Source organism: Streptomyces sp. NPDC004327 (assembly GCF_042873935.1).
Classification (GTDB): Bacteria; Actinomycetota; Actinomycetes; order Streptomycetales; family Streptomycetaceae; genus Streptomyces.
In genome coordinates this window covers 64,678-84,410 of record NZ_JBIAME010000004.1, presented here as the reverse complement: position 1 = coordinate 84,410, position 19,733 = coordinate 64,678, and the positions used below count along the sequence as shown (strand labels likewise).

16 protein-coding genes are annotated in these 19,733 nt (G+C 75.0%); 11 read left to right on the top strand and 5 right to left on the bottom strand.

Translation table 11 applies throughout. The features are described 5' to 3' along the window. Positions 1–210 precede the first annotated feature (210 nt). From ACFYU9_RS14650 to ACFYU9_RS14625, 6 genes are all read left to right on the top strand, one after another. On the top strand, positions 211–1,806 hold the full coding sequence (locus ACFYU9_RS14650) for an alkaline phosphatase D family protein (protein ID WP_389217230.1): 1,596 nt from the start codon (positions 211–213) through the stop codon (positions 1,804–1,806). A gap of 107 nt (positions 1,807–1,913) precedes the next feature. Then, a complete protein-coding gene (locus ACFYU9_RS14645; RefSeq protein WP_389217227.1) occupies positions 1,914–2,336 on the top strand; it encodes a hypothetical protein in 423 nt (140 codons plus the stop codon). Then, complete coding sequence (locus tag ACFYU9_RS14640) at positions 2,333–2,665, top strand: winged helix-turn-helix domain-containing protein (RefSeq protein WP_389344840.1); 333 nt, start codon at positions 2,333–2,335, stop codon at positions 2,663–2,665. The genes ACFYU9_RS14645 and ACFYU9_RS14640 overlap by 4 nt, the downstream gene beginning before the upstream one ends. 159 nt (positions 2,666–2,824) lie before the next feature. Then, positions 2,825–4,216, top strand: a complete 1,392-nt coding sequence (locus ACFYU9_RS14635) for an SWIM zinc finger domain-containing protein (RefSeq protein WP_389344838.1) — start codon at positions 2,825–2,827, stop codon at positions 4,214–4,216. A gap of 23 nt (positions 4,217–4,239) precedes the next feature. Further along, positions 4,240–6,972, top strand: coding sequence for a DUF6493 family protein (locus tag ACFYU9_RS14630; protein ID WP_389344836.1), 2,733 nt, complete (start codon positions 4,240–4,242; stop codon positions 6,970–6,972). Positions 6,973–7,048: 76 nt separating this feature from the next. Further along, a complete protein-coding gene (locus tag ACFYU9_RS14625) occupies positions 7,049–8,518 on the top strand; it encodes a GNAT family N-acetyltransferase (RefSeq protein ID WP_389217215.1) in 1,470 nt (489 codons plus the stop codon). 51 nt (positions 8,519–8,569) lie between these two features. Here the strand turns inward: ACFYU9_RS14625 and ACFYU9_RS14620 are convergent, their stop codons facing one another. Continuing rightward, positions 8,570–9,796, bottom strand: coding sequence for a trans-sulfuration enzyme family protein (locus ACFYU9_RS14620; RefSeq protein ID WP_389217212.1), 1,227 nt, complete (start codon positions 9,794–9,796; stop codon positions 8,570–8,572). A 60-nt stretch (positions 9,797–9,856) separates the two neighbouring features. Here ACFYU9_RS14620 and ACFYU9_RS14615 point away from each other — a divergent pair, with 60 nt between their 5' ends. From ACFYU9_RS14615 to ACFYU9_RS14605, 3 genes are all read left to right on the top strand, one after another. Next, complete coding sequence (locus tag ACFYU9_RS14615; RefSeq protein ID WP_389217209.1) at positions 9,857–10,354, top strand: Lrp/AsnC family transcriptional regulator; 498 nt, start codon at positions 9,857–9,859, stop codon at positions 10,352–10,354. Between the two features lie 59 nt (positions 10,355–10,413). After that, complete coding sequence (locus ACFYU9_RS14610) at positions 10,414–12,126, top strand: DUF885 domain-containing protein (RefSeq protein ID WP_389217206.1); 1,713 nt, start codon at positions 10,414–10,416, stop codon at positions 12,124–12,126. Positions 12,127–12,202: 76 nt separating this feature from the next. Beyond that, positions 12,203–12,652 carry an Lrp/AsnC family transcriptional regulator gene (locus ACFYU9_RS14605; protein WP_389217203.1) on the top strand — a complete coding sequence of 150 codons (450 nt, stop codon included), beginning with the start codon at positions 12,203–12,205 and terminating at the stop codon, positions 12,650–12,652. A 28-nt stretch (positions 12,653–12,680) separates the two neighbouring features. Here ACFYU9_RS14605 and ACFYU9_RS14600 read toward each other — a convergent pair whose 3' ends face one another. Genes ACFYU9_RS14600 through ACFYU9_RS14590 form a run of 3 tightly spaced genes read right to left on the bottom strand, consistent with a single transcriptional unit; the run spans position 12,681 to position 17,620 of the window. After that, positions 12,681–15,767, bottom strand: coding sequence for an AAA family ATPase (locus ACFYU9_RS14600; RefSeq protein WP_389344834.1), 3,087 nt, complete (start codon positions 15,765–15,767; stop codon positions 12,681–12,683). After that, on the bottom strand, positions 15,764–16,933 hold the full coding sequence (locus tag ACFYU9_RS14595) for an exonuclease SbcCD subunit D (protein WP_389217197.1): 1,170 nt from the start codon (positions 16,931–16,933) through the stop codon (positions 15,764–15,766). Before ACFYU9_RS14595 ends, ACFYU9_RS14600 begins: the two co-directional genes overlap by 4 nt. A 60-nt stretch (positions 16,934–16,993) precedes the next feature. Then, complete coding sequence (locus ACFYU9_RS14590) at positions 16,994–17,620, bottom strand: YigZ family protein (protein ID WP_389217194.1); 627 nt, start codon at positions 17,618–17,620, stop codon at positions 16,994–16,996. A gap of 99 nt (positions 17,621–17,719) precedes the next feature. Here ACFYU9_RS14590 and ACFYU9_RS14585 point away from each other — a divergent pair, with 99 nt between their 5' ends. Next, complete coding sequence (locus tag ACFYU9_RS14585; protein ID WP_389344832.1) at positions 17,720–18,127, top strand: CoA-binding protein; 408 nt, start codon at positions 17,720–17,722, stop codon at positions 18,125–18,127. A gap of 50 nt (positions 18,128–18,177) precedes the next feature. Here the strand turns inward: ACFYU9_RS14585 and ACFYU9_RS14580 are convergent, their stop codons facing one another. Further along, a complete protein-coding gene (locus ACFYU9_RS14580) occupies positions 18,178–18,750 on the bottom strand; it encodes a helix-turn-helix domain-containing protein (RefSeq protein ID WP_389217188.1) in 573 nt (190 codons plus the stop codon). A 112-nt stretch (positions 18,751–18,862) separates the two neighbouring features. On the opposite strand from ACFYU9_RS14580, the gene ACFYU9_RS14575 reads away from it, so the two are divergent. Then, positions 18,863–19,732, top strand: a complete 870-nt coding sequence (locus ACFYU9_RS14575; protein ID WP_389345304.1) for an EamA family transporter — start codon at positions 18,863–18,865, stop codon at positions 19,730–19,732. Position 19,733: the final 1 nt, after the last annotated feature.

The window sequence follows — 19,733 nt, the reverse complement described above, 5'->3', positions numbered from 1 at the left end:
ACCGCGACCGCAACCGAACGGGCCGACCGGGCCGGCTCGGGCCGTGTCAACCGGCGGCGCGCTCCGGGCCGTTGTTCACACGGGGTTCGGCTGGGCGCCGTTCCCGAGCGCTAGGCATGGGACGCGGCCCTCGGGGCCGTACACCTGCCCGCACGGCTGACCGCCCTGCGGGACAACGGTCCCGCTCCGTCCGCCCCTTGGAGGCGCTCGATGTCCCAGCCCGCATCCGGCCCGGCTCCCACCCGTCGTACGGTCCTGCGCGGATCGCTCGCCGCGTCGGCGGCCGCCCTGACCGCAGGCGGCGGCGCGTTCGCGAGCCCGGCGTTCGCCCTGTCCGGGCGGCCGTCGGCCGCGTGGGGCGTGCAGACCGGCGACGTGACCGCGCACTCGGGTCTGGTGTGGGTCCGCGCGGACCGGCCGGCCCGGATGGTCGTGGAGACCTCGGCCGGCGAATCGTTCCGCCGGGTGCGCCGCCACTACGGTCCGCTGCTCGGCCCCGGCACGGACTTCACCGGCACCACCGCGCTGCGCGACCTGCCGGCCGGGGAGCAGATCCACTACCGGGTCACCCTGGCCGACCCCGACGACCCGCGCCGTACCGGCGAACCGGTCCTCGGCACCTTCCGCACGGCGGGAGAGCGCCGCCGGGACGGGGTGCGGTTCCTGTGGTCGGGCGACATAGCCGGGCAGGGCTGGGGCATCAACCCGGACATCGGCGGCTTCCGCGCGTACGAGGAGATGCGCCGCCTCGACCCGGACTTCTTCCTGTGCAGCGGCGACACGATCTACGCGGACGGCGTCATCCAGCCCAGCGTGACGCTGCCCGACGGCCGGATCTGGCGGAACCTCACCACGCCCGAGAAGTCGAAGGTCGCCGAGACACTCGACGAGTACCGCGGCAACTTCCGCTACAACCTGCTCGACCACAACGTGCGCGCGTTCAACGCGCAGGTGCCGTCGATCGTGCAGTGGGACGACCACGAGGTCCGCAACAACTGGTATCCGGGCCAGATCCTGGACGACGTCCGCTACACCGAGAAGAACATCGACGTCCTCGCGGCCCGCGCGTCGCGCGCCTTCGCCGAGTACTTCCCGGTCTCCACGCTGCACGCGCGCGCGGGCGAGACCCGCTCCGAGGGCCGGGTGCACCGGGTGGTGCGGCGCGGGCCGCTGCTCGACGTGTTCGTCCTGGACATGCGCTCGTACCGCGACGCCAACTCGCCGGGCCGGCAGGCCGACGACACCGTCGGCATCCTGGGCGCCGAGCAGCTGGAGTGGCTGAAGCGGGAGCTGAGCCGGTCGCGCGCGGTATGGAAGGTGATCGCCGCGGACATGCCGCTGGGGCTCGTCGTCACCGACGGGGCCGTGAACTTCGAGGCGGTCGCCCAGGGCGACCCTGGCGCGCCGCTCGGCCGCGAGCTGCAGATCGCCGAGCTGCTGCGGTTCATCAAGCACCGGCGCATCACCGGCACGCTGTGGCTCACGGCGGACGTCCACTACACCTCGGCGCAGCACTACGCGCCGGAGCGCGCGGCGTTCCAGGACTTCGAGCCGTTCTGGGAGTTCGTGTCCGGACCGCTGGCGGCGGGCGGCTTCCCGGCGAACAAGCTGGACGACACCTTCGGCCCGGAGCGGGTCTTCGTGCGGGCGCCCGAGCGGGCCAACCTCTCGCCGATGGAGACCCCGCAGTACTTCGGCGAGGTCGACATCGACGGCGACAGCGGGGAACTGACGGTCCGGCTGCGCGCCGAGGGCGGCCTGGTGCTGTTCAGCAAGACGCTGCAGCCGGGCCGCGTGGGCCAGTAAGTCCCCGCGGATTCCTTCAGGTTCCGCCGGATTCCGGCGGCTTGCCTCGATGGCATCTACTTGCCATAGTGGAAAGTAATTGCCGTCGAGGACGAGGGGGAATCGTCATGTCCGAATTCAGTGACGCCGCCGCGGCGTTGGGCCGCAGCAGGCTGATGGAGAGCTCGGCCCGCCGCCGGGGCGGTGACTGGTATCTGCGCTATCTGCTGGCCTTCGGCGCCCTGCAGGTGGTCTTCGTGCCCGTCGTGCTGCTGTGGCACCAGCCGGTCGCGTTCGCGGTCTCCATGGGGTTGTACGTCGTGTCCGTCATCGCGCTGAGCCGGTACGCGGCCCGCCAGCGCGCCGTCCGCCGGCGCTTCGCGCTGCGGCACAGCCTCACGATGGCGGCGTGGGCCGCGGTGTACACGATCTCGATCGTGCTGGGCACCACGGTGCTGCGGGACAGCCTGCCGTTCGCCGCGGCCGCGACGGCCTGCTGCGTGGCCACGATCGCGGTCGCGGCGCTCCTCGAACGGCGTGCGCGGGCATGAGCGCGACGATCGACGGCGACGGCGGCGCCCGCCCGGGCTCCCACCCGCGGCACGACCTGGATCCGCTGCTGAACTCACCGGTGCGCCTCTCGGTCGTCGCGGCCCTCGCACCGCTGGACAAGGCCGAGTTCGGCTTCGTCCGCGATCTGGTGGAGGTCTCCGACTCGGTCCTGTCCAAGCAGGTCGCGGCCCTGGAGGAGGCCGGCCTCGTCTCCGTGGACAAGGGCCGGGTGGGCCGCCGGGCCCGGACCTGGCTGGCCCTGACGGAACAAGGGCGCGCGGTCTACCTGCGCCATCTCGCCGCGCTGCGGGCCATCGCCGGGGCGTGAGCGGAGACCCTGAGCGGCAAGGCGTGAGCGGAGGGGCGTGAGCGGAGGGGCCGGTCCGGGTGCGGACGGCCCCTCAAGTCTCTTCGCCATAGGACCGTTTCCGCAGGTCGGAACCCATGCCAGGGTCGATTGTCAGTGCCGGGTCCTACGGTCGTTTGCATGACCCGATCCGTACAGGCGCTCGCCTACGCACGCCCGTCCGCCCTGGAGCCCATGGGCTCCGGGCGGCTGCTCGGCCTGGAGACGGCCGGGGGTCTCACGCCGCGCGGCGCCGAGGCCCATCCGCGGTTCTTCTCCGGATTCCTCACCTCGCCGCAGCCGGCCGCGCGCGGTCTGCTGGCGGTCGCCGACGTGGCCGCCGCCCGCTACCACCAGCGGATACGGCCGGGTTCGCTGGATCCGGTGGTGACGGGCAACGGCGACCGGTTGCGGTTCGAGTCGTTCTCGGGCTGCGGCGGGGTGTACGCGCGCCTCGACGTGCTGAGCGCGGGCCTCGAAGGGGCGGAGACCGGGCACGGGACGACGAACGTGGACGTCAACAACCCGCTGCGGGAGGCGCTGTCGCGGCTCACCGGGGAGGATCCGCTGCATCTGCGGGTCGGACCCGAGGAATTGGCGGTGACCACGCTGGACGGTCCGGTGCTGGAGAAGAAGGTGCCGCTGCCGGACCGCTGGCTGCGCGGGTTCGCCGAGGCGCAGGTGGCGTCGGCCGGCTTCGATCTGCGGGCCGAGCTGTCTGGCGCGGAGGCGGTGCGGTTCCTGCGCTCGCTGCCGCGCTCGCAGGCCCGGGGCCGGGGGCCGCTGTGGGTGGTGGCGTCGGGGCGGACCCTGCGGCCGACGACCCGGCCGGTGGCGGGCGCGGTGTGCCTGGCGGGACCTGACCGGCTGGTCGCCCTGGAGCGCGTGCTGCGGTACGCGACGGCGCTCAGGGTGTACGGGCCGGTGCCTGATGGCCGGCCCGCGCCGAGCGCCTGGGAGGTGGCGCTGCCGGGCATGCGGCTCACGCTGACGCTCTCCCCGGACCCGGCTCGCGGTTTCTCCGGCGAGGGCGGCGTCCTGGAGGCGCTGGCCACCGAGGAGGCGGCGCGGGACGCGGAGCTGGTGTCGGTGCTGCTCGCCTGGGAGCCCCGGATCGACCTCGCCGACCTGGCGGCCCAGTCGGGTCTCACCGTCGACCGGGTGCGGGCGGCGCTGACGCGGCTCGGCACGGCGGGCCGGGTGGGGTACGACGTGGCGGACGCGGCCTACTTCCACCGCAAGCTGCCGTACGACGCGGACCGCGCCGAGCGGCACAATCCGCGTCTGCTCGCCGCGCGGTCGCTGCTCGCCGAGGGCGCGGTGGCCCTGGAGGGCGCGCTCGCGTCGGTGACCTCGGGGGAACGGCGCTACCAGGTGAGGGAGTCGGCGGACGGCCGGCTGAGCTGTACGTGCGCGTGGTGGGCGGACTACCGGGGCCGGCGCGGCCCGTGCAAGCACGCGCTCGCGGTGCGGATGGCGCACCGCGGGGCGAAGGCAGAGGCGGCCGCGGCGGCCGTGGGGGGTGTGCGATGACGGCGGAGACGACGGAAAAGGCGATGGAGACGACGGAGACGACGGCGACGGCGGTGGAGGCGGCGGCGACGGCGGAGCTGCTCGCCGCGGTGCGGGCGGGGCGGCACGCGCAGGTGCCGGGCCTGCTGGCGGGCCTGGACGCGGCGGCCCGCAAGGCGTTGCTGCCGCGGCTGAAGGAGCTGCGCAAGGAGGTGCGCGGCTGGGGCTGGGACCAGTGGTCCGCGCAGGTGGAGGCGCAGCGCGCGCTGCGGGTGGCCGGCGCCGGCTGCCAGACGGGCGCGGCCGCGGCGGCCGCCTGGATCGGTGCCCGGGATCTGACCGGCTGGGGCGAGCACACCGTGGACGGTCTCCTCGCGGTGCTCGCCGGCCGGGAGCCGGCATGGCTCGCGGACCTGGCGCAGCGGCTCGCCGAGCGGCCGGTGGTCGCCGAGGAGCAGTACCGTCTGGTGCACGCCCTCGTGGTCCGCTCGGGCTGTCCGGTGCCGACGAACGAGGGGTATCTGCTGGGCTGGACGCGGGCGATGACCGGCCCGCGGCTGGTCGAGGCGCTGCGCGCCGATCCGCAGACGCCGGTGCTCGTGCCGTACGTCCTGGAGCTCGCCGAGACGCCCGGCCAGCTGGCGATGTCGTACGGCGCCGAGTCGCCCGCGCACTGGCCGGCCGCGCTCAGGACGCTGGCCGACGAGGGCGTCCTGGACCGGGCCGGGCTGGTCGACGGCTGTCTGTCCCGGCTGCTGCGCGGCGGGCGGCCCCGCGATCTGCGTTTCCCGCTTGCCCTGCTCGAACTGCTCGGGACGACGCGGCAGGAGCGGAGCGGGCGGATTGCGGACTGGCTCGGCATGGTGGCGGACGCCCCGTCTCCGGTGGCCGCGTACGCGCAGAAGGTGCTCGCCGAGCAGGCTCTGGACGGCGGGCTCACGGTCGCGGAGCTGGCGGAGATGTCCGGCGCGGTGCTGTTCCGCACCGAGAAGAAGCTGGTGCGGGCGCAGTTGACGCTGCTCGGCAAGGTGCTGCGGCGTGACCCGGGCGCGGCGGCGGAGCTGCTGCCGGTCGTCATGGACGCGTTCGGGCACGAGGACACGGCGATCCAGGAGCGGGCGCTGGCCCTGGTGGGCCGGTATCTGGCGCGCGTCGACGGGCGGGTGCGCGAGGAACTGGCGGGCGCCGCCGCGCTGTTGAGCCCGGTGCACCGGGCGGCCGCGGTGGAGCTGTTCGGCGCGGCCGCGCTCGCCGACGACATGCCGTACGTGGAGGTGCTGCCGCCGGTTCCGGAGCCCCGGCGGCTGGCGCCGGCGGCGCCGACGGTCGCGGAGCTGGTGGAGGAGCTGGTGGCGCTGGAGCGCCGCCAGTACGGATCGGTGGAGGACTTCGAGCGGGCGCTCGACGGTGTCGTCCGGCATGCACACCGGGACCGGGAGGCGCTGAGGGCGGCGCTGCGGGAGGCGTTCGCGGAGGCGTACTGGCTGGAGCGCGCGGATCACACCTCGAACGGTTCGATGGGCATCCTCACCGTGCTGGCAGCGCTGCTCGGTGCGGTGCGGCCCGGGCAGCTGGATGCCGCCCGCAGGCGGCCGGTCGATGCGCCTTCCTGTGCCCACAAGGCCCTGACGCGGGCGATCGACGCCCGGATGTGGGAGGCGGGCTGGCTCATGGTCACGACGCCGGTTCCGTTCCTGCTCGCCACGCCGACCTGGAGCACCGGGGCGATCGATGCGCCCGTGCTGGTGGCGCGGCTGCGGGAGTACCGCGACGCCGGGCTTGAGCCGATGCCGGTGGACCTGGCGCAGGCGCTGCTGCGGGTGCGCAAGGGCGAGGCGTCGGCGGCCGGGGCGGCCGAGGAGGCGGCGGCGCTCGGGACGCGGGCGGGGGCGCGGCTGGCGGAGTGGCTGACGGCGGACGAGTCGCTCGCCCCCACCCTGCGGTGCCTGCCCCGGGGCGTGCGCCATCAGTCGGGGCCGTGGTGGCTCGCGGACCGGCTGGTCCTCGCGGTGCGGGAGCGCCCGGTGATCCGGGACGAGTTCCCGCCCGTGTTCGCGTGGCTGGGCGCGTCGCGGACGGAGACGGTGCGCGGCTGCAGCCGCTACCACTGGTCGGGCGTGCATCCGCTGTGGCCGGCGGTGCTGCCGGACGACCGGGAGACGCTAGCGGCCTGGCTGCTGCCGTCGCTGGCCGGTGGAGCCGAGGGCGAGGACCGGGGAGCGGCCTGGGCGCTGACCGCCGTCGCCGAATCCGAGGGACCGGTCGGTCCCGCCGTCCACCTCGGGCTCGCCCTGGGGCTGGGCTCCCGGCACGCGGAGGACCGGCTGACGGCCGTGGACGCGCTGCTCGTGCTCGCGTCCCGGGGCGAGCTGGATCCGGCGCTGCTCGGGGCGCGGCTCGCGGAGCTGGTGACCGAGGGGACGGTGAAGCCGAACCGGCTGGCCGACGCGGCGCGTACGGCGGCGGCCACCGGGGCGTACGCGACGGTGCGGGCGGTGCTCGTGGAGCTGCTGCCGGCGCTGCTCACCGCGCCGAAGCCGGTGCGCGGGGCCGGGGAGCTGGTGGCGGTGGCGGCGGAGTGCGCCGAGCGGTGCGGCGGGTACGGGCGGATCGCGGGGCTCGCGGAGACGGCGGCACGGCCGGGATCGACGCAGCTGGTGGTGCAGGCACGGCGGCTGCTGGCCGCCCTCGGAGAGAGGCTCGGACAGAAGCCCGAACAGAGGCCCGAACAAAGGGTCGATCAGGAGGCGACACAAGCGGCCGAAATCAGTCAGTAAGCCCCCAGATCGGCGCTTAACCCATCAGTCACAAAGCGTTCGTGATCACGCAACACCGCTGGGTCACAGTGACGTCATGACCGATCTGAAGACCGTGAAGACAGTGAAGAACGCCCGCGGCCGCCACCACTGGCGGCACGACGTGATCGAGCTCGCCGCGATGTTCACCGCCGTGGTGGTGGCCGACACGATCGCCAAGACCATCGCCAAGGGCCCCGACGGCCCCTACCTGCTGGTGTTCTCGGCGATCGCGCTGGTCGCCACCGCCGCCTTCCACACCTGGTGGGCGCGGCGGCACAGCCATGCGCCGCCCGCCGACGATCCCGGCGGCAGCGGGGAGGACTCCCCGCTGCCGCCGGCCGTCGCGTCCGGCCCGGACCCCACCCCCGTGGGGGACTCCGCCGGAACGGTCCTGTGGCGGATGCGGACCACCGTCCGCGACACCCCGGGCAGCCTGGCCGCGCTGTGCACGGTGCTCGCCCGGCACGGGGTCGACATCCTGACGCTGCAGACCCATCCGCTCGCCGACGGCACGGTCGACGAGTTCCTGCTCCGGGCGCCCGCCGCCCTGCAGACCGGCACGCTCACCCGTGCGGTCGCCGCGGCCGGCGGCGCCGACACCTGGACCGAGCGGGCCGACGCCCACGACCTCGTCGACACCCCGACCCGGGTGCTCGGCCTCGCCACCCGCACCGCGCTCGACGCCGCGGAACTGCCGCTCGCCCTGCGCCAGCTGCTCGGCCGGTGCACGATCCACTCGGTCCCGGCGGTGTCCCTCAGCGGCCGACCCACCGGGGAACAGGCCCCCGAGGAGGGCGTCCTGGAGGAGACGGTGATGCGGCTGCGCGACCCGCGCGGCGGCACGCTCGTCGTCGAGCGGCCCCATCTGCCCTTCACACCGACCGAGTTCGCCCGGGCCCGGGCCCTGGTCGAGCTCGACGCCCGGCTCGGCCCGCGCGTCCCGCACGGCCGGGACGTGCTCACGCTGCCCGAGGGCAACGAGATCACCGTCCGCCGCGCCGACCAGCGCGACCTGCGCGCCGCGCGCGCCATGCACGACCGCTGCTCCGCCCGCACGCTGAGCCTGCGCTACCACGGCCCCGTCGGCGACGCCGACCGCTACCTCGACCACCTGCTGAGCCCGCGCTTCGGCCGGACCCTCGCGGTGCAGACGGCCTCCGGCCGCGTCGTCGCCCTCGGCCATCTGCTCTGGGACGGCGACGAGACCGAGGTCGCCCTCCTGGTGGAGGACGACTGGCAGCGGCGCGGCATCGGCGCCGAGCTCCTCGGCCGGCTGGTGGCGATGGCGGACGAGGCCGGCTGCGAGAGCGTCTACGCGGTGACCCAGTCCTCCAACACCGGCATGGTGGCCGCCATGCGGGCGCTGCGGCTCCCGCTCGACTACCAGGTCGAGGAGGGCACCCTGGTCATCACCGCCCGTCTCACCGACCGCCCGGCCCACCGCCCGGCCGACCGCCCGGCCCCGGCGCAGACCCAGGCTCCGGCGGCGCTGCCGACGCCGGGCCACGGCCCCGGCCGGGGCTGACAGCTGAGGCCGACGGCCGGGGCCGAGGCCGGGCCGGGCCGACTGCCGGACTCAGGCCCGCGCGGCGGTTCCCACCAGCGCGGACCGCTCGGTCCCGGTCGTCGCGCCAAGCGCCTGCGTCAGGTCGGCCCACAGGTCCTCGACGTCCTCAAGCCCCACCGACATGCGCAGCAGCCGGTCGCTGATGCCGCCCGAGCGGCGGTCCGAGGCGTCGACGATGCGGTGGCTGATCGAGGCCGGGTGCTGGATCAGGGTGTCGACGCTGCCGAGGCTGACGGCCGGCGTGATGAGCCGGACGCCGGAGATGACGTCGTGCGGGTCCCCGTACACCTCGAAGGCGACCATCGCCCCGCCGATCCGCGGGTAGTGCACCCGCGCCACCCGCGGATCCGCGGAAAGGCGGCGGACCAGTTCGGCCGCCGTCGCCGAGGCCGCCCGGACCCGGACCGGGAGCGTGGACAGGCCGCGCAGCAGCAGATAGCCGGCGAGCGGGTGGAGCACGCCGCCGGTGGCGAAGCGCACCTGGCGCAGGCCGCGAGCGAACTCCTCGTCGCAGGCGACGACCCCGCCCATCACGTCGCCGTGGCCGCCGAGGTACTTGGTGGCGCTGTGCAGCACGATCCGCGCGCCCTGCTCGGCGGGGCGCTGGAGGACCGGGGTGGCGAAGGTGCTGTCGACGAGCAGCGGCACCGAGCCGCAGGCGTGGGCGACGGCGCGGATGTCGACCTCGGCGAGGGTCGGGTTGGCCGGCGACTCCACCATCACCAGGCCGGTGTCGGGACGCAGCGCGTCCGCGACGCCCGCCGGGTCGGTCCAGGTGACCTCCGTACCGAGCAGGCCGGCGTTCAGCATGTGGTCGCTGCACCCGTACAGCGGACGGACGGCGACGACGTGGCGCAGGCCCTGGCTCGCCCGGCTGAGCAGCACCGCGCTGAGCGCGGCCATGCCGCTGGCGAAGGCGACCGCCGACTCCGTGCCCTCCAGGCGGGCGAGTGCGGTCTCGAAACGGCCGGTGGTGGGGTTGTCGAGCCGGGCGTAGACCGGCGGCCCGTCCGGCCGGGCGCCGGTGGTAGCGAACTCGTCGATCCGGGCGGCTTCGGCCCGGGCGTCGTACGAGGGGTAGGTGGTGGACAGGTCGAGCGGCGGGGCGTGCAGACCGAGCTCCGCGAGGTCGTCGCGGCCGGCGTGCACTGCTTCGGTGGCCAGGGCCCGGGTGGGGGCGGCGGCCGGGACGGCGGAGACGAGGCCGCCCGCAGCGGCATCCGTTGAGGTGTCCATGCGCGGCACTGTGAACGGATACCGGCCCGTAGCGGGAAAACGCCGTGCTACGTTCGGCCGATGGCCGATTCTGTCGTACTGGACACGGTCGATCTGCACATTCTTCGCCTGTTGCAGAACGACGCCCGGAGCACCTACCGCGAGCTCGCCGCCGAGGTGGGCGTCGCCCCCTCGACCTGTCTGGACCGAGTGGCCCGGCTGCGCCGCACCGGCGTGATCCTCGGACACCGGCTACAGCTGAATCCGGCCAAACTCGGCCGCGGTCTGGAGGCCCTGCTGCTGGTCCAGGTCCGCCCCCACCGGCGCGAACTGATCGGCCCGTTCGTCGACCGGATCCGGGCGCTGCCCGAGTCCCGGGCACTCTTCCACCTCACCGGACCGGACGACTATCTGGTCCACGTGGCCGTCGCCGACCCGGCCGACCTGCAGCGACTCGTCCTGGACGAGTTCACCTCGCGGCGCGAGGTGGCCCGGGTGGAGACCCGGCTGATCTTCCAGCAGTGGGAGTGCGGCCCGCTGCTGCCGCCCGTCGCGGGTGCTCATTTGTCAGCCGACTGAGATCGGATGAGAGTGCCGGAGGGTGACGCGAGAACGACGCACCCGCGAGGATGACCCCCATGCCAGACACTTCCAGCCCCGCGCTCCCCCGCCAGGTCGCCGACGACCATGTCGACGCACTCATCGAACTCGACCCGATCACCGGTACGTTCCTGGGAGTCCAGGAGAGCGCGGGCCGGCTGCCCGACTTCTCTCCCGCCGGACAGGAAGCCGTCGCCGCCCTCGCCCGGCGCACCCTCGCCCGGCTCGACGAGGCCGAGCGGCAGCCCGGCGCGGCGGACGAGGCCGAGCGGCGCTGCGCGCGGCTGCTGCGGGAGCGGCTGACCGCCCAACTCCTCGTGCACGACGCGCAGGAGGGTCTGTGCTGCGTGAGCAATCTGCGCTCGCCCGCGCACAGCGTGCGCCTCTCCTTCACCATGCTGCCCACCGCGAGCGTCGAGGACTGGACGGCCATCGCGTCGCGGCTGCGCGCGGTCCCGGCGGCCCTGGCGGGCTACCGGGAGTCGCTGGGCCTCGGTCTTGAGCGGGGCCTGCGCGGCGGGCCGCGCGCCACCGCCACCTTCGTCACCCAGCTCACCGAGTGGGTCAGTGCCGCCGGACCGGACGGGACCGGCCGGGGCTGGTTCGCGGGCTTCGCGGCGGGCGCCGGCGACACCGTGCCCGAGGAGCTGCGCGGCGAGCTCGCGGCGGCCGGCGCGGGCGCGGACCTGGCGTGCACGGAGCTGCGGGACTGGATGCGCGACGTGTACGCCCCGGCGGTCGCCGACGCGCCCGACACGGTGGGCCGGGAGCGCTATCGCCGCTGGTCGCGCTTCTTCAACGGCACCGACCTGGACCTCGACCAGGCTTACGCGTACGGCTGGTCCGAGTACCACCGGCTGCTCGGCGAGATGCGCCAGGAGGCCGAGCGGATCCTGCCCGGCGCCGGTCCGTGGGAGGCGCTGGCCCACCTCGACGAGCACGGCGCGCACATCGAGGGCGTGGACGAGGTCAGGACCTGGCTGCAGCGCCTGATGAGCGAGGCGATCGACGCGCTCGACGGCACCCACTTCGAACTCGCCGAGCGGGTACGGCGGGTGGAGTCGCGGATCGCCCCGCCGGGCAGCGCCGCCGCCCCGTACTACACCGGACCGTCGGAGGACTTCTCCCGGCCGGGCCGCACCTGGCTGCCGGTCGACGGGGAGACGCGCTTCCCGGTGTACGACCTGGTGTCGACCTGGTACCACGAGGGCGTGCCGGGCCATCACCTCCAGCTGGCGCAGTGGGTGCACGTGGCCGACCGGCTCTCCCGCTACCAGGCGACGGTCGGCAAGGTCAGCGCCAACACCGAGGGCTGGGCGCTGTACGCGGAGCGGCTGATGGACGAACTGGGCTTCCTGAAGGACCCGGAGCGCCGCCTCGGCTACCTCGACGCGCAGATGATGCGGGCCTGCCGGGTGATCGTGGACATCGGCATGCACCTGGAGCTGGAGATCCCGGCGGACGCGCCGTTCCACCCGGGCGAGCGGTGGACGCCGGAGCTCGCGCAGGATTTCTTCCAGCGGCACAGCAGCCGGCCGCCGGCCTTCGTGGACAGCGAGATGACCCGCTATCTCTCGGTCCCCGCGCAGGCGATCGGCTACAAGCTGGGCGAGCGGGCCTGGCTGCTCGGCCGGGCCAACGCGCGGGCCGCGCACGGCGACGCGTTCGACGCGAAGGCGTGGCACATGGCGGCGCTGTCGCAGGGGCCGCTGGGTCTGGACGACCTGGTGGAGGAGATCTCCAAGCTGTGAGCCGCCGCGCTCGCACGGATGTGAGATACCCCGGGAGGACTTGAACTCCCGGGGTTTTCCCTGCAAGGTCACGCCCATGACCAGCGGATACACCCCGGACGCCACGGACTGGCGGATCCTCGCGGCCCTCCAGGAGCAGGGCCGGGCCAGCTTCGCCGAGCTCGCCCGGGCCGTGTCCATGTCCCCGTCGGCGGTGACCGAGCGGGTGCGGCGCCTTGAGGAGGCCGGGGTGATCGCCGGGTACACGGCGGTCGTCGACCAGGAGCGGCTGGGCCTGCCGATCCTCGCGTTCGTCCGGCTGCGCTACCCGAACGGCAACTACAAGCCCTTCCACGACCTCATCGCGAGCACGCCGGAGGTCCTGGAGGCGCACCATGTGACCGGCGACGACTGCTTCGTCCTGAAGGTCGCCGCCCGGTCGATGCGGCACCTGGAGGAGATCTCCGGGAAGGTGGGCACGCTGGGCTCGGTGACGACGAGCGTCGTCTACTCCTCGCCGCTGCCGCGGCGGGCCATCGGCCGCTGAAGCCGGTCGACCGCCCCTCCCCCTGTGCTCAGCCGCTGAGCGCTTCCCCTCCCGTACGGAGTCTGACGGCCGACCCGTGCCGGGCCTTGACGACCTCCAGCTGGGCCGGGATGCGGCGGCGCAGATCGCCGACGTGGCTGACGATGCCCACGCTGCGGTCCCGCTCCCGGAGGGAGTCCAGGACGTCCAGGACCTCGTCGAGGGTCTGGTCGTCGAGGCTGCCGAAGCCCTCGTCGATGAAGAGGGTGTCGAGCCGGACGCCGCCGGCCTCGTCGGTGACGACGTCGGCGAGGCCGAGGGCGAGCGCGAGCGAGGCGAAGAAGGTCTCGCCGCCGGAGAGCGTCGCGGTGTCCCGTTCGTTGCCCGTCCAGGCGTCGACGACGTGCAGCCCGAGGCCGGCGCGCCGGCCGCCGCTGCGGGCGTCGGAGTGGACCAGGGTGTAGCGGCCGGCGGACATCCGCTGGAGCCGGGCGGTGGCGGCGGCCGCGACCTGTTCGAGCCGGGCGGCGAGCACGTACGACTCCAGGCGCATCTTGCGCTCGTTCTCCGCCGAGGTGCCGGCGGTGAGCCCGGCGAGCCGGGCGACCCGCTCGTACTCCTCGCGCAGCGGCCCGAGCCGGCGCACCTCGGCGTCGGCCGCCCGGGAGAGCCGGGCCAGCGCGTCCGTCCGCTCCCGTACGGCGAAGAGCGCGGTGGTCGCCTCGCGCAGCGCCCGCTCGGCGGCAGCGTGTACGGCTTCGGCCGCGGCCGGGTCGGCCGGCGGCAGCGCGGCGGCGGCCGCGGTGGCCTCCTCCGCGAGGCGGTCGGCGACGGCCGCGGCCTCGGCCTGCCAGGCGTCGACGCGCTGCTGGAGCGTCCGGCGGGTGGTCTCGTCGAGCAGCGCGGCCGCGGCCTCGGCGGGCGTGTCGAACCCCGCCCGGAACGCGGCGTCGGCCAGCCGAGCGTCGGCCTCCTTGAGCCCGCGCGCGGTCACCTCCGCCGCCCGTACGGTCTCCGCCGCCTCGGTCAGCAGTGCGATCCGCCGCTCAAGGAGCGTGGCGTGCGCGGCCACGCTTCCCGACTCGCCGCGTCCCCGCGCCAGTTCGCCCGCCAGGGCGTCCTGCTCCGCCTCCAGCGCCTCCCGCCGCGACGTCCGCCCGGCCACCCGCCGCTCGGCCTCCCGCAGCGCGCTCCCCCGCTCCTCGTACTCCCGCTCGGCCCGCGCCAGCTCCTCGCGCGCGGCATGGGTCTGCGCGGCGAGCGCGTGGGCTTCGGCGTGCGCGCGGGTGAGCTCGTCGACCGCGTGGGCGAGCTCGGCGACGACGGGGTCGGCGGCCGAACCGGCGACCCGGCCGGCGCCGGCGGCACCGTCGGCCGGCAGGCCCGCGCCGTCGTCCGGCGCCTCCGCTCGTGCCTCCTGCCGGGCCGCCTCCCACGCCTCGGCCGTCGCCGCGACTCCGGTCTCCGCCGCCGTGCGGATCTCGTCCGCGCGCGTGTAGGCCGCGTAGGCGGCGTCCTCGGCCGCGCGGTCGACGTGGTCGGCGGTGGTGCGGGCGGGGGCGGGATGGGTGGCGGAGCCGCAGACCTGGCAGGGAGCGCCGGGGGCGAGGGCGGCGGCGAGTTCGGCGGCGATGCCGCGCAGGCGGCGGGACTTGACGTCGAGCCAGTGCTCGTGGGCCTCGTTGCGGCGCTCGCGGGCGGTGGTCAACCGCTCGCGGGCGGCGGCGAGTTCGGTGGCGAGCTCGTCGCGGCGGCGGGCGGCGGCGAGACGGCGGCGGGCCGGGGCGAGGCGGCCGGCGAGCTGTTCGGCGCGGGCGGTGGCGTCCTGGGCGGCCTCGACGCGCTGCCGGAGCGCGGCGCGGCGCGGCTCCCAGCCGGCCAGCCAGGCGGTGGCGTCCTGGAGGAAGTCCTCGTCGGCGCGGGCCTCGCGGTCGAGTCCGGCGCGCTCGGCGGCGATCTCGGCGTGCCGTCGTTCGGCGCGGCGGGCGGACTCCAGGCCGCCGAGCTCCTCGCGCAGCCGCCGCTCGACGGTGGAGAGCCGCTCGGCGCCGGCGTCGGCGAGCGCGGGCGGCAGCTCGGAACGGGCCCGGTCGCGGGCGGTGTTCGCGGCGCGGTGGGCCTGCTCGGCGTGCTCGCGCAGGCCGAGCGCGGGGGCGACCCGGTCGGCCTTGAGGGAGCGGTCGAGGGCGGCCTGCCAGTCGTCGCGGTGCGGGCGGCGGGCGGCCAGCTCCTCCTGGCGGCGGAGCGCGTCGGCGTGCCGGGCCTGGCGGTCGGCGAGCTCGCGGGCGGTGTCGAGCGCGGCGCGGGCGGCGGTCTGCCGCTGTTCGGCGGCGGCGAGGCGCAGGCCTGCGATGTCGAGGGCCTCACGGGCTTCGCTGCGGGCGAGGGCGGCGCGGATCTGGACGGCCTCGGCGAGGCCGGGTTCGCCCGGCCGCTCCGCCACGCCGGCACCCCCCGCGGTCCCGGCGGCCTCGGCCATCCGGTGGGCGAGGGCGAGCAGCCGCTCGTCCCCCTCGCGGACCTCCTGCTCGGCGGTGCGGCGCAGCTCGGCGAGGCGGTCCTCGACGGCGGCGAAGCGGCGGGTGTCGAAGAGCCGACCGAGGAGCTTGCCGCGGGCCTCGGCGTCGGCGCGCAGGAAGCGGGCGAAGTCGCCCTGGGGCAGCAGCACGACCTGGCAGAACTGGTCCCGGCTCATGCCGAGGAGCTGGGTGATCTCCTCGCCGATCTCCTGGTGGGAGCGGCTCAGCGCGCGCCACTCGCCGCCCTCGGTGTCGTACTCGCGCAGCCAGCTCTGCGCCTTCTCGGTGGTGAAGCCGCTGCCGCGCCGCTTGGGGCGCTGCTGGGCGGGCCGGCGGGTGATCTCCAGGCGCCGCTCGCCCACGGTGAGGTCGAGGGTGACCTCGGTGTACGTGCCGGCGGCGGCGTGGTCGCTGCGCAGGCCGGCGCCGGGGCTCTGGCGGGCGCCGGGCACGGCTCCGTACAGCGCGAAGCAGACGGCGTCGAGGACGGAGGTCTTGCCGGCGCCGGTGGGTCCGTGGAGGAGGAAGAGCCCGGCCGACGACAGGGCGTCGAAGTCGATCTCCTGTGCGGTGCCGAAGGGCCCGAAGGCGGTGACGGCGAGGCGGTGGAGTCTCACCGGCTCACCTCGCGCTCGGCCGCGTCCACCCGGACGTCGTCGAAGGCCCCGTACAGGACGGTCCGCTCGGCGCCGTCGGGTCCGGCGCCGCCGCGCACGTGGGCGACGAAGTCCTCGGCGATCTGCTGGTCGCTGCGGTCGCGCAGCCGGGTGGCGTAGGAGACGGGCGGGTCGTCGTCGCCGCGCTCGGGGTCGAAGACCAGGTGCAGGGTGTGCGGGAAGCGGGCGGCGAGCCGGGCCATGGGGTCGGCGGGACGCACGGGGTCGGTGAGGGTGGCCTCGACCCAGGCGTCCTCGTGTCGGGCGAGTGCGGGGTCGGCGAGCAGGTCGTCGAGGTGGCCGCGGATGCGGGCGAGCGGCCGGGGCACGGGGCAGTCGATCCGCTCGGCGAGCTCGACGGCGCCGTCCGCGCCGAGTTCGATCAGCCACATGGTCTTGCGGTGGTCGGCCTCGGAGAAGGAGTACGCGAGCGGGGAGCCGGAGTAACGGACGCGCGGGGTGAGGGCCTGGCTGCCGTGGAGGTGGCCGAGGGCCACGTAGTCGACGCCGTCGAAGACTCCGGCGGGGACGGCGGCGACGCCGCCGACGGTGATGTCGCGCTCGCTGTCGCTGGGTTCGCCGCCGGCGACGAAGGCGTGGGCGAGGACGACGGAGCGGGTGCCTTCGGGGCGGCCGGCGAGGTCGGCGCGGACCCGGTCCATGGCGGCGGCGAGCACGGCCTCGTGCCCGGCCTTCTCGGCGCCGAACTGCTCGCGGACCAGGGCCGGTTCGAGGTAGGGCAGGCCGTAGAGCGCGACGTCGCCGTGGGCGTCGGCAAGGACGACGGGGGTGCCGGCACCGGCCGGGTCGGTGCGCAGGTGGATGCCGGCGCGCCCGATCAGGCCGGCGCCGACGCCGAGGCGGCGGGCCGAGTCGTGGTTGCCGGAGATCATGACGGTGGGCACGCCGGCGTCTGCGAGCCGGTGCAGCGCGGTGTCGAAGAGCTCGACGGCGGCGAGCGGGGGCACGGCACGGTCGTAGACGTCACCGGCCACCAGGACGGCGTCCACCTCGCGCGCGCGCACCGTCGCCACCAGGTGGTCGAGGAACGCGGCCTGGGCGTCGAGCAGGGCGACCCGGTGGAACGACCGTCCCAGGTGCCAGTCCGACGTGTGCAGAAGCCTCATGAATGCTGAGCGTATCGGTGGGGTGTGACAACGCCGGCCGGTCCGGGGCCGGAGGCGGGCTCACGCATCGCCGTAGGCCTCGCCGCCGAGTTCGAAGGCGGCCTCGCCGGCGGTGGCGTCGGCGAGCCAGGCAGTGAAGTCCGTCACGTCGGCGTCGGGCAGCCCGATCTCGATCGTGACGGCCTCCCCGTAGGTCACCTCGCGCACGGACCGCCCGGTGGACCGCAGGTCGTTCTGGAGCTTGCCCGCGCGCTGGTGGTCGATGGTGACGGTGGCGAGCCGGTAGCGGCGCCGGGTGACCGTGCCGAGGGCGTCCAGGGCCTCGCCGACCACTCCGCCGTAGGCGCGGATGAGCCCGCCCGCGCCGAGCTTCACCCCGCCGTAGTAGCGGGTGACGACGGCGGCGACGTACCGCATCTCGCGCCGCAGCAGCATCTGGAGCATCGGCACGCCGGCGGTGCCGCCGGGCTCGCCGTCGTCGGACGCCTTCTGCACGGAGGCGTCGGCGCCGATGACGTACGCGAAGCAGTTGTGGGTCGCGGTGGGGTGCTCGCGCCTGATGCGGCCGACGAACGCCTGCGCCTCCTCCTCGGTGGCGACGGGCGCCAGCGCGCAGATGAAGCGCGATCGGTTGATCTCGGACTCGTGGACGCCCTCGGCGGCGAGCGTGCGGTACTGCTCCTGCATCCCGCCAGCCTATGCGCTCGCGAACTCGGGAATCTCCTCGTGATCGCGCTGGTTGCACGGTCCGGCAGACCATGTCACCGCGCCCACAGGAGGCAGAGCATGTACGGCAGCCCGGAGACCGTTCGCAGGATCCTCACCGAGAGCGGCGACACGTGGGCGATCGTGGGGCTGTCCGCCAACAGCGCCCGGGCGGCGTACGGGGTGGCGGCGACGCTCCAGCGCTTCGGGAAGCGGATCGTGCCGGTCCACCCGAAGGCGGAGACGGTGCACGGCGAGCAGGGGTACGCGTCGCTCGCGGACGTCCCGTTCCCGGTGGACGTGGTCGACGTGTTCGTGAACAGCGAGCTGGCGGGCGCGGTCGCGGACCAGGCGGCCGGGATCGGCGCCAAGGCGGTCTGGTTCCAGCTCGGCGTGGTCGACGTGGAGGCGTACGCGCGCACGCGGGAGGCGGGGCTGGAGATGGTCATGGACCGCTGCCCCGCCATCGAGATACCGAAGCTGGGCTGACGCGGCCGCCCGGGCCGGGGCCCGTCCGACCCTGATCCGCCGGACCGGCCCTAGCGCGCGGGCGGGATGGAGACGGCCATCGTGAGTTCCACGGGCTCGGTGCCGTCGTTGCGGTAGGCGTGCGGCACGTTGCTCTCGAAGACGGCGGAGGTGCCGGCCGGCATCGGGTGCTCCTCGCCGTCCACGACGAGGGTGAGCGTCCCGGCGGTGACGTGGAGGAGTTCGGTGGTGCCGTCGGGGTGCGGGTCGGAGGCGCTGCCGTCGCCCGGCATCAGGGTCCACTTCCACAGCTCCAGGGGGCCGCGGGCCTCGGCGCCGACGAGGAGCGTGGTGTGGCTGCCGGTGGAGGTGGACCACATCCGTACGGCCTGCTCCGGCGGCACGAGGCGGACGTGGGGGCCCTGCTCGTAGTCGAGGAGGGTGGTGATCGAGACGCCGAGCGCGTCGGCCAGCTTGACCGTGGTGCCGACGCTGGGATTCGTGCGGGCCTGCTCGATCTGGATGATCATGCCGCGGCTGACCCCGGCGCGGGCGGCGAGGGCGTCCAGCGTGAAGCCGCGTTCGTTGCGCCAGCGCTTCAGGTTGCGGGCGAGCGACTGGGTGAGCTGATCGAGGTCCGACACTTTCCGTCCAACCGTCCAATATCTTGAATGACAGAGTCCAACAGGCTGTACTACGGTGTGGTGCACCCGATTGTTCACTGCACTGTACTGCGAGGATCCCCTGATGACGGCACTGACGGCGGTCTTCGCCCTGGCCACCAGTCTGCTCTGGGGCCTCGCCGACTTCGGCGGCGGTCTCCTCACCCGCCGCTTCCCCGCGCTGACCGTCGTGGTGGTCTCGCAGACCGTCGCGGTCGTCGTCCTCGGCTCGGTCGTCCTCGCCACCGGCGCGCTCGACGAGGCCGGGCCCCGGCTCTGGTACGCGGTCGCCGCCGGCGCGGTCGGCCCCGCCGCGATGCTCGCCTTCTACAAGGCCCTCGCCCTGGGCCCGATGGGCGTGGTCTCCCCGCTCGGCTCGCTCGGCGTGGTCGTCCCCGTCGGCGTCGGCCTGCTCCTCGGCGACCGGCCGGGACTGCTCCAGTTCGCCGGCATCGCGGTCGCGGTCATCGGCGTCGTCCTGGCCGGCGGCCCGGAGCTGCGCGGCGCGCCCGTGCAGCGCCAGGCCGTGCTCCTCACCCTGGTCGCCGCCTTCGGCTTCGGCGCGGTGATGGCCCTGATCTCCGAGGCGTCCACCACCCTGACCGGTCTCTTCCTCGCGCTCTTCGTGCAGCGCGTGACCAACGTCGTCGTCGGCGGCGGAGCCCTGTGGCTCTCCGTCAGGCGCGGCGGCCGCGCCCTGCCGGAGGGCGGCGGCGGCCTCAAGGCCATCGCCCTGGCGCTCCCGGCGCTCGCCTTCGTCGGTCTCGCGGACGTCGCCGCGAACGGCACCTACTCGCTGGCCGCCCAGCGCGGCCCGGTCACCGTCGCCGCGGTGCTCGCCAGCCTCTACCCGGTGGTCACGGCCCTGGCCGCCCGCGGCGTGCTCAAGGAACGGCTCCGCGCGGTCCAGGCCGCGGGCGCGGGCCTGGCCCTGGTCGGCACGGTCCTGCTGGCCTCGGGCTGAC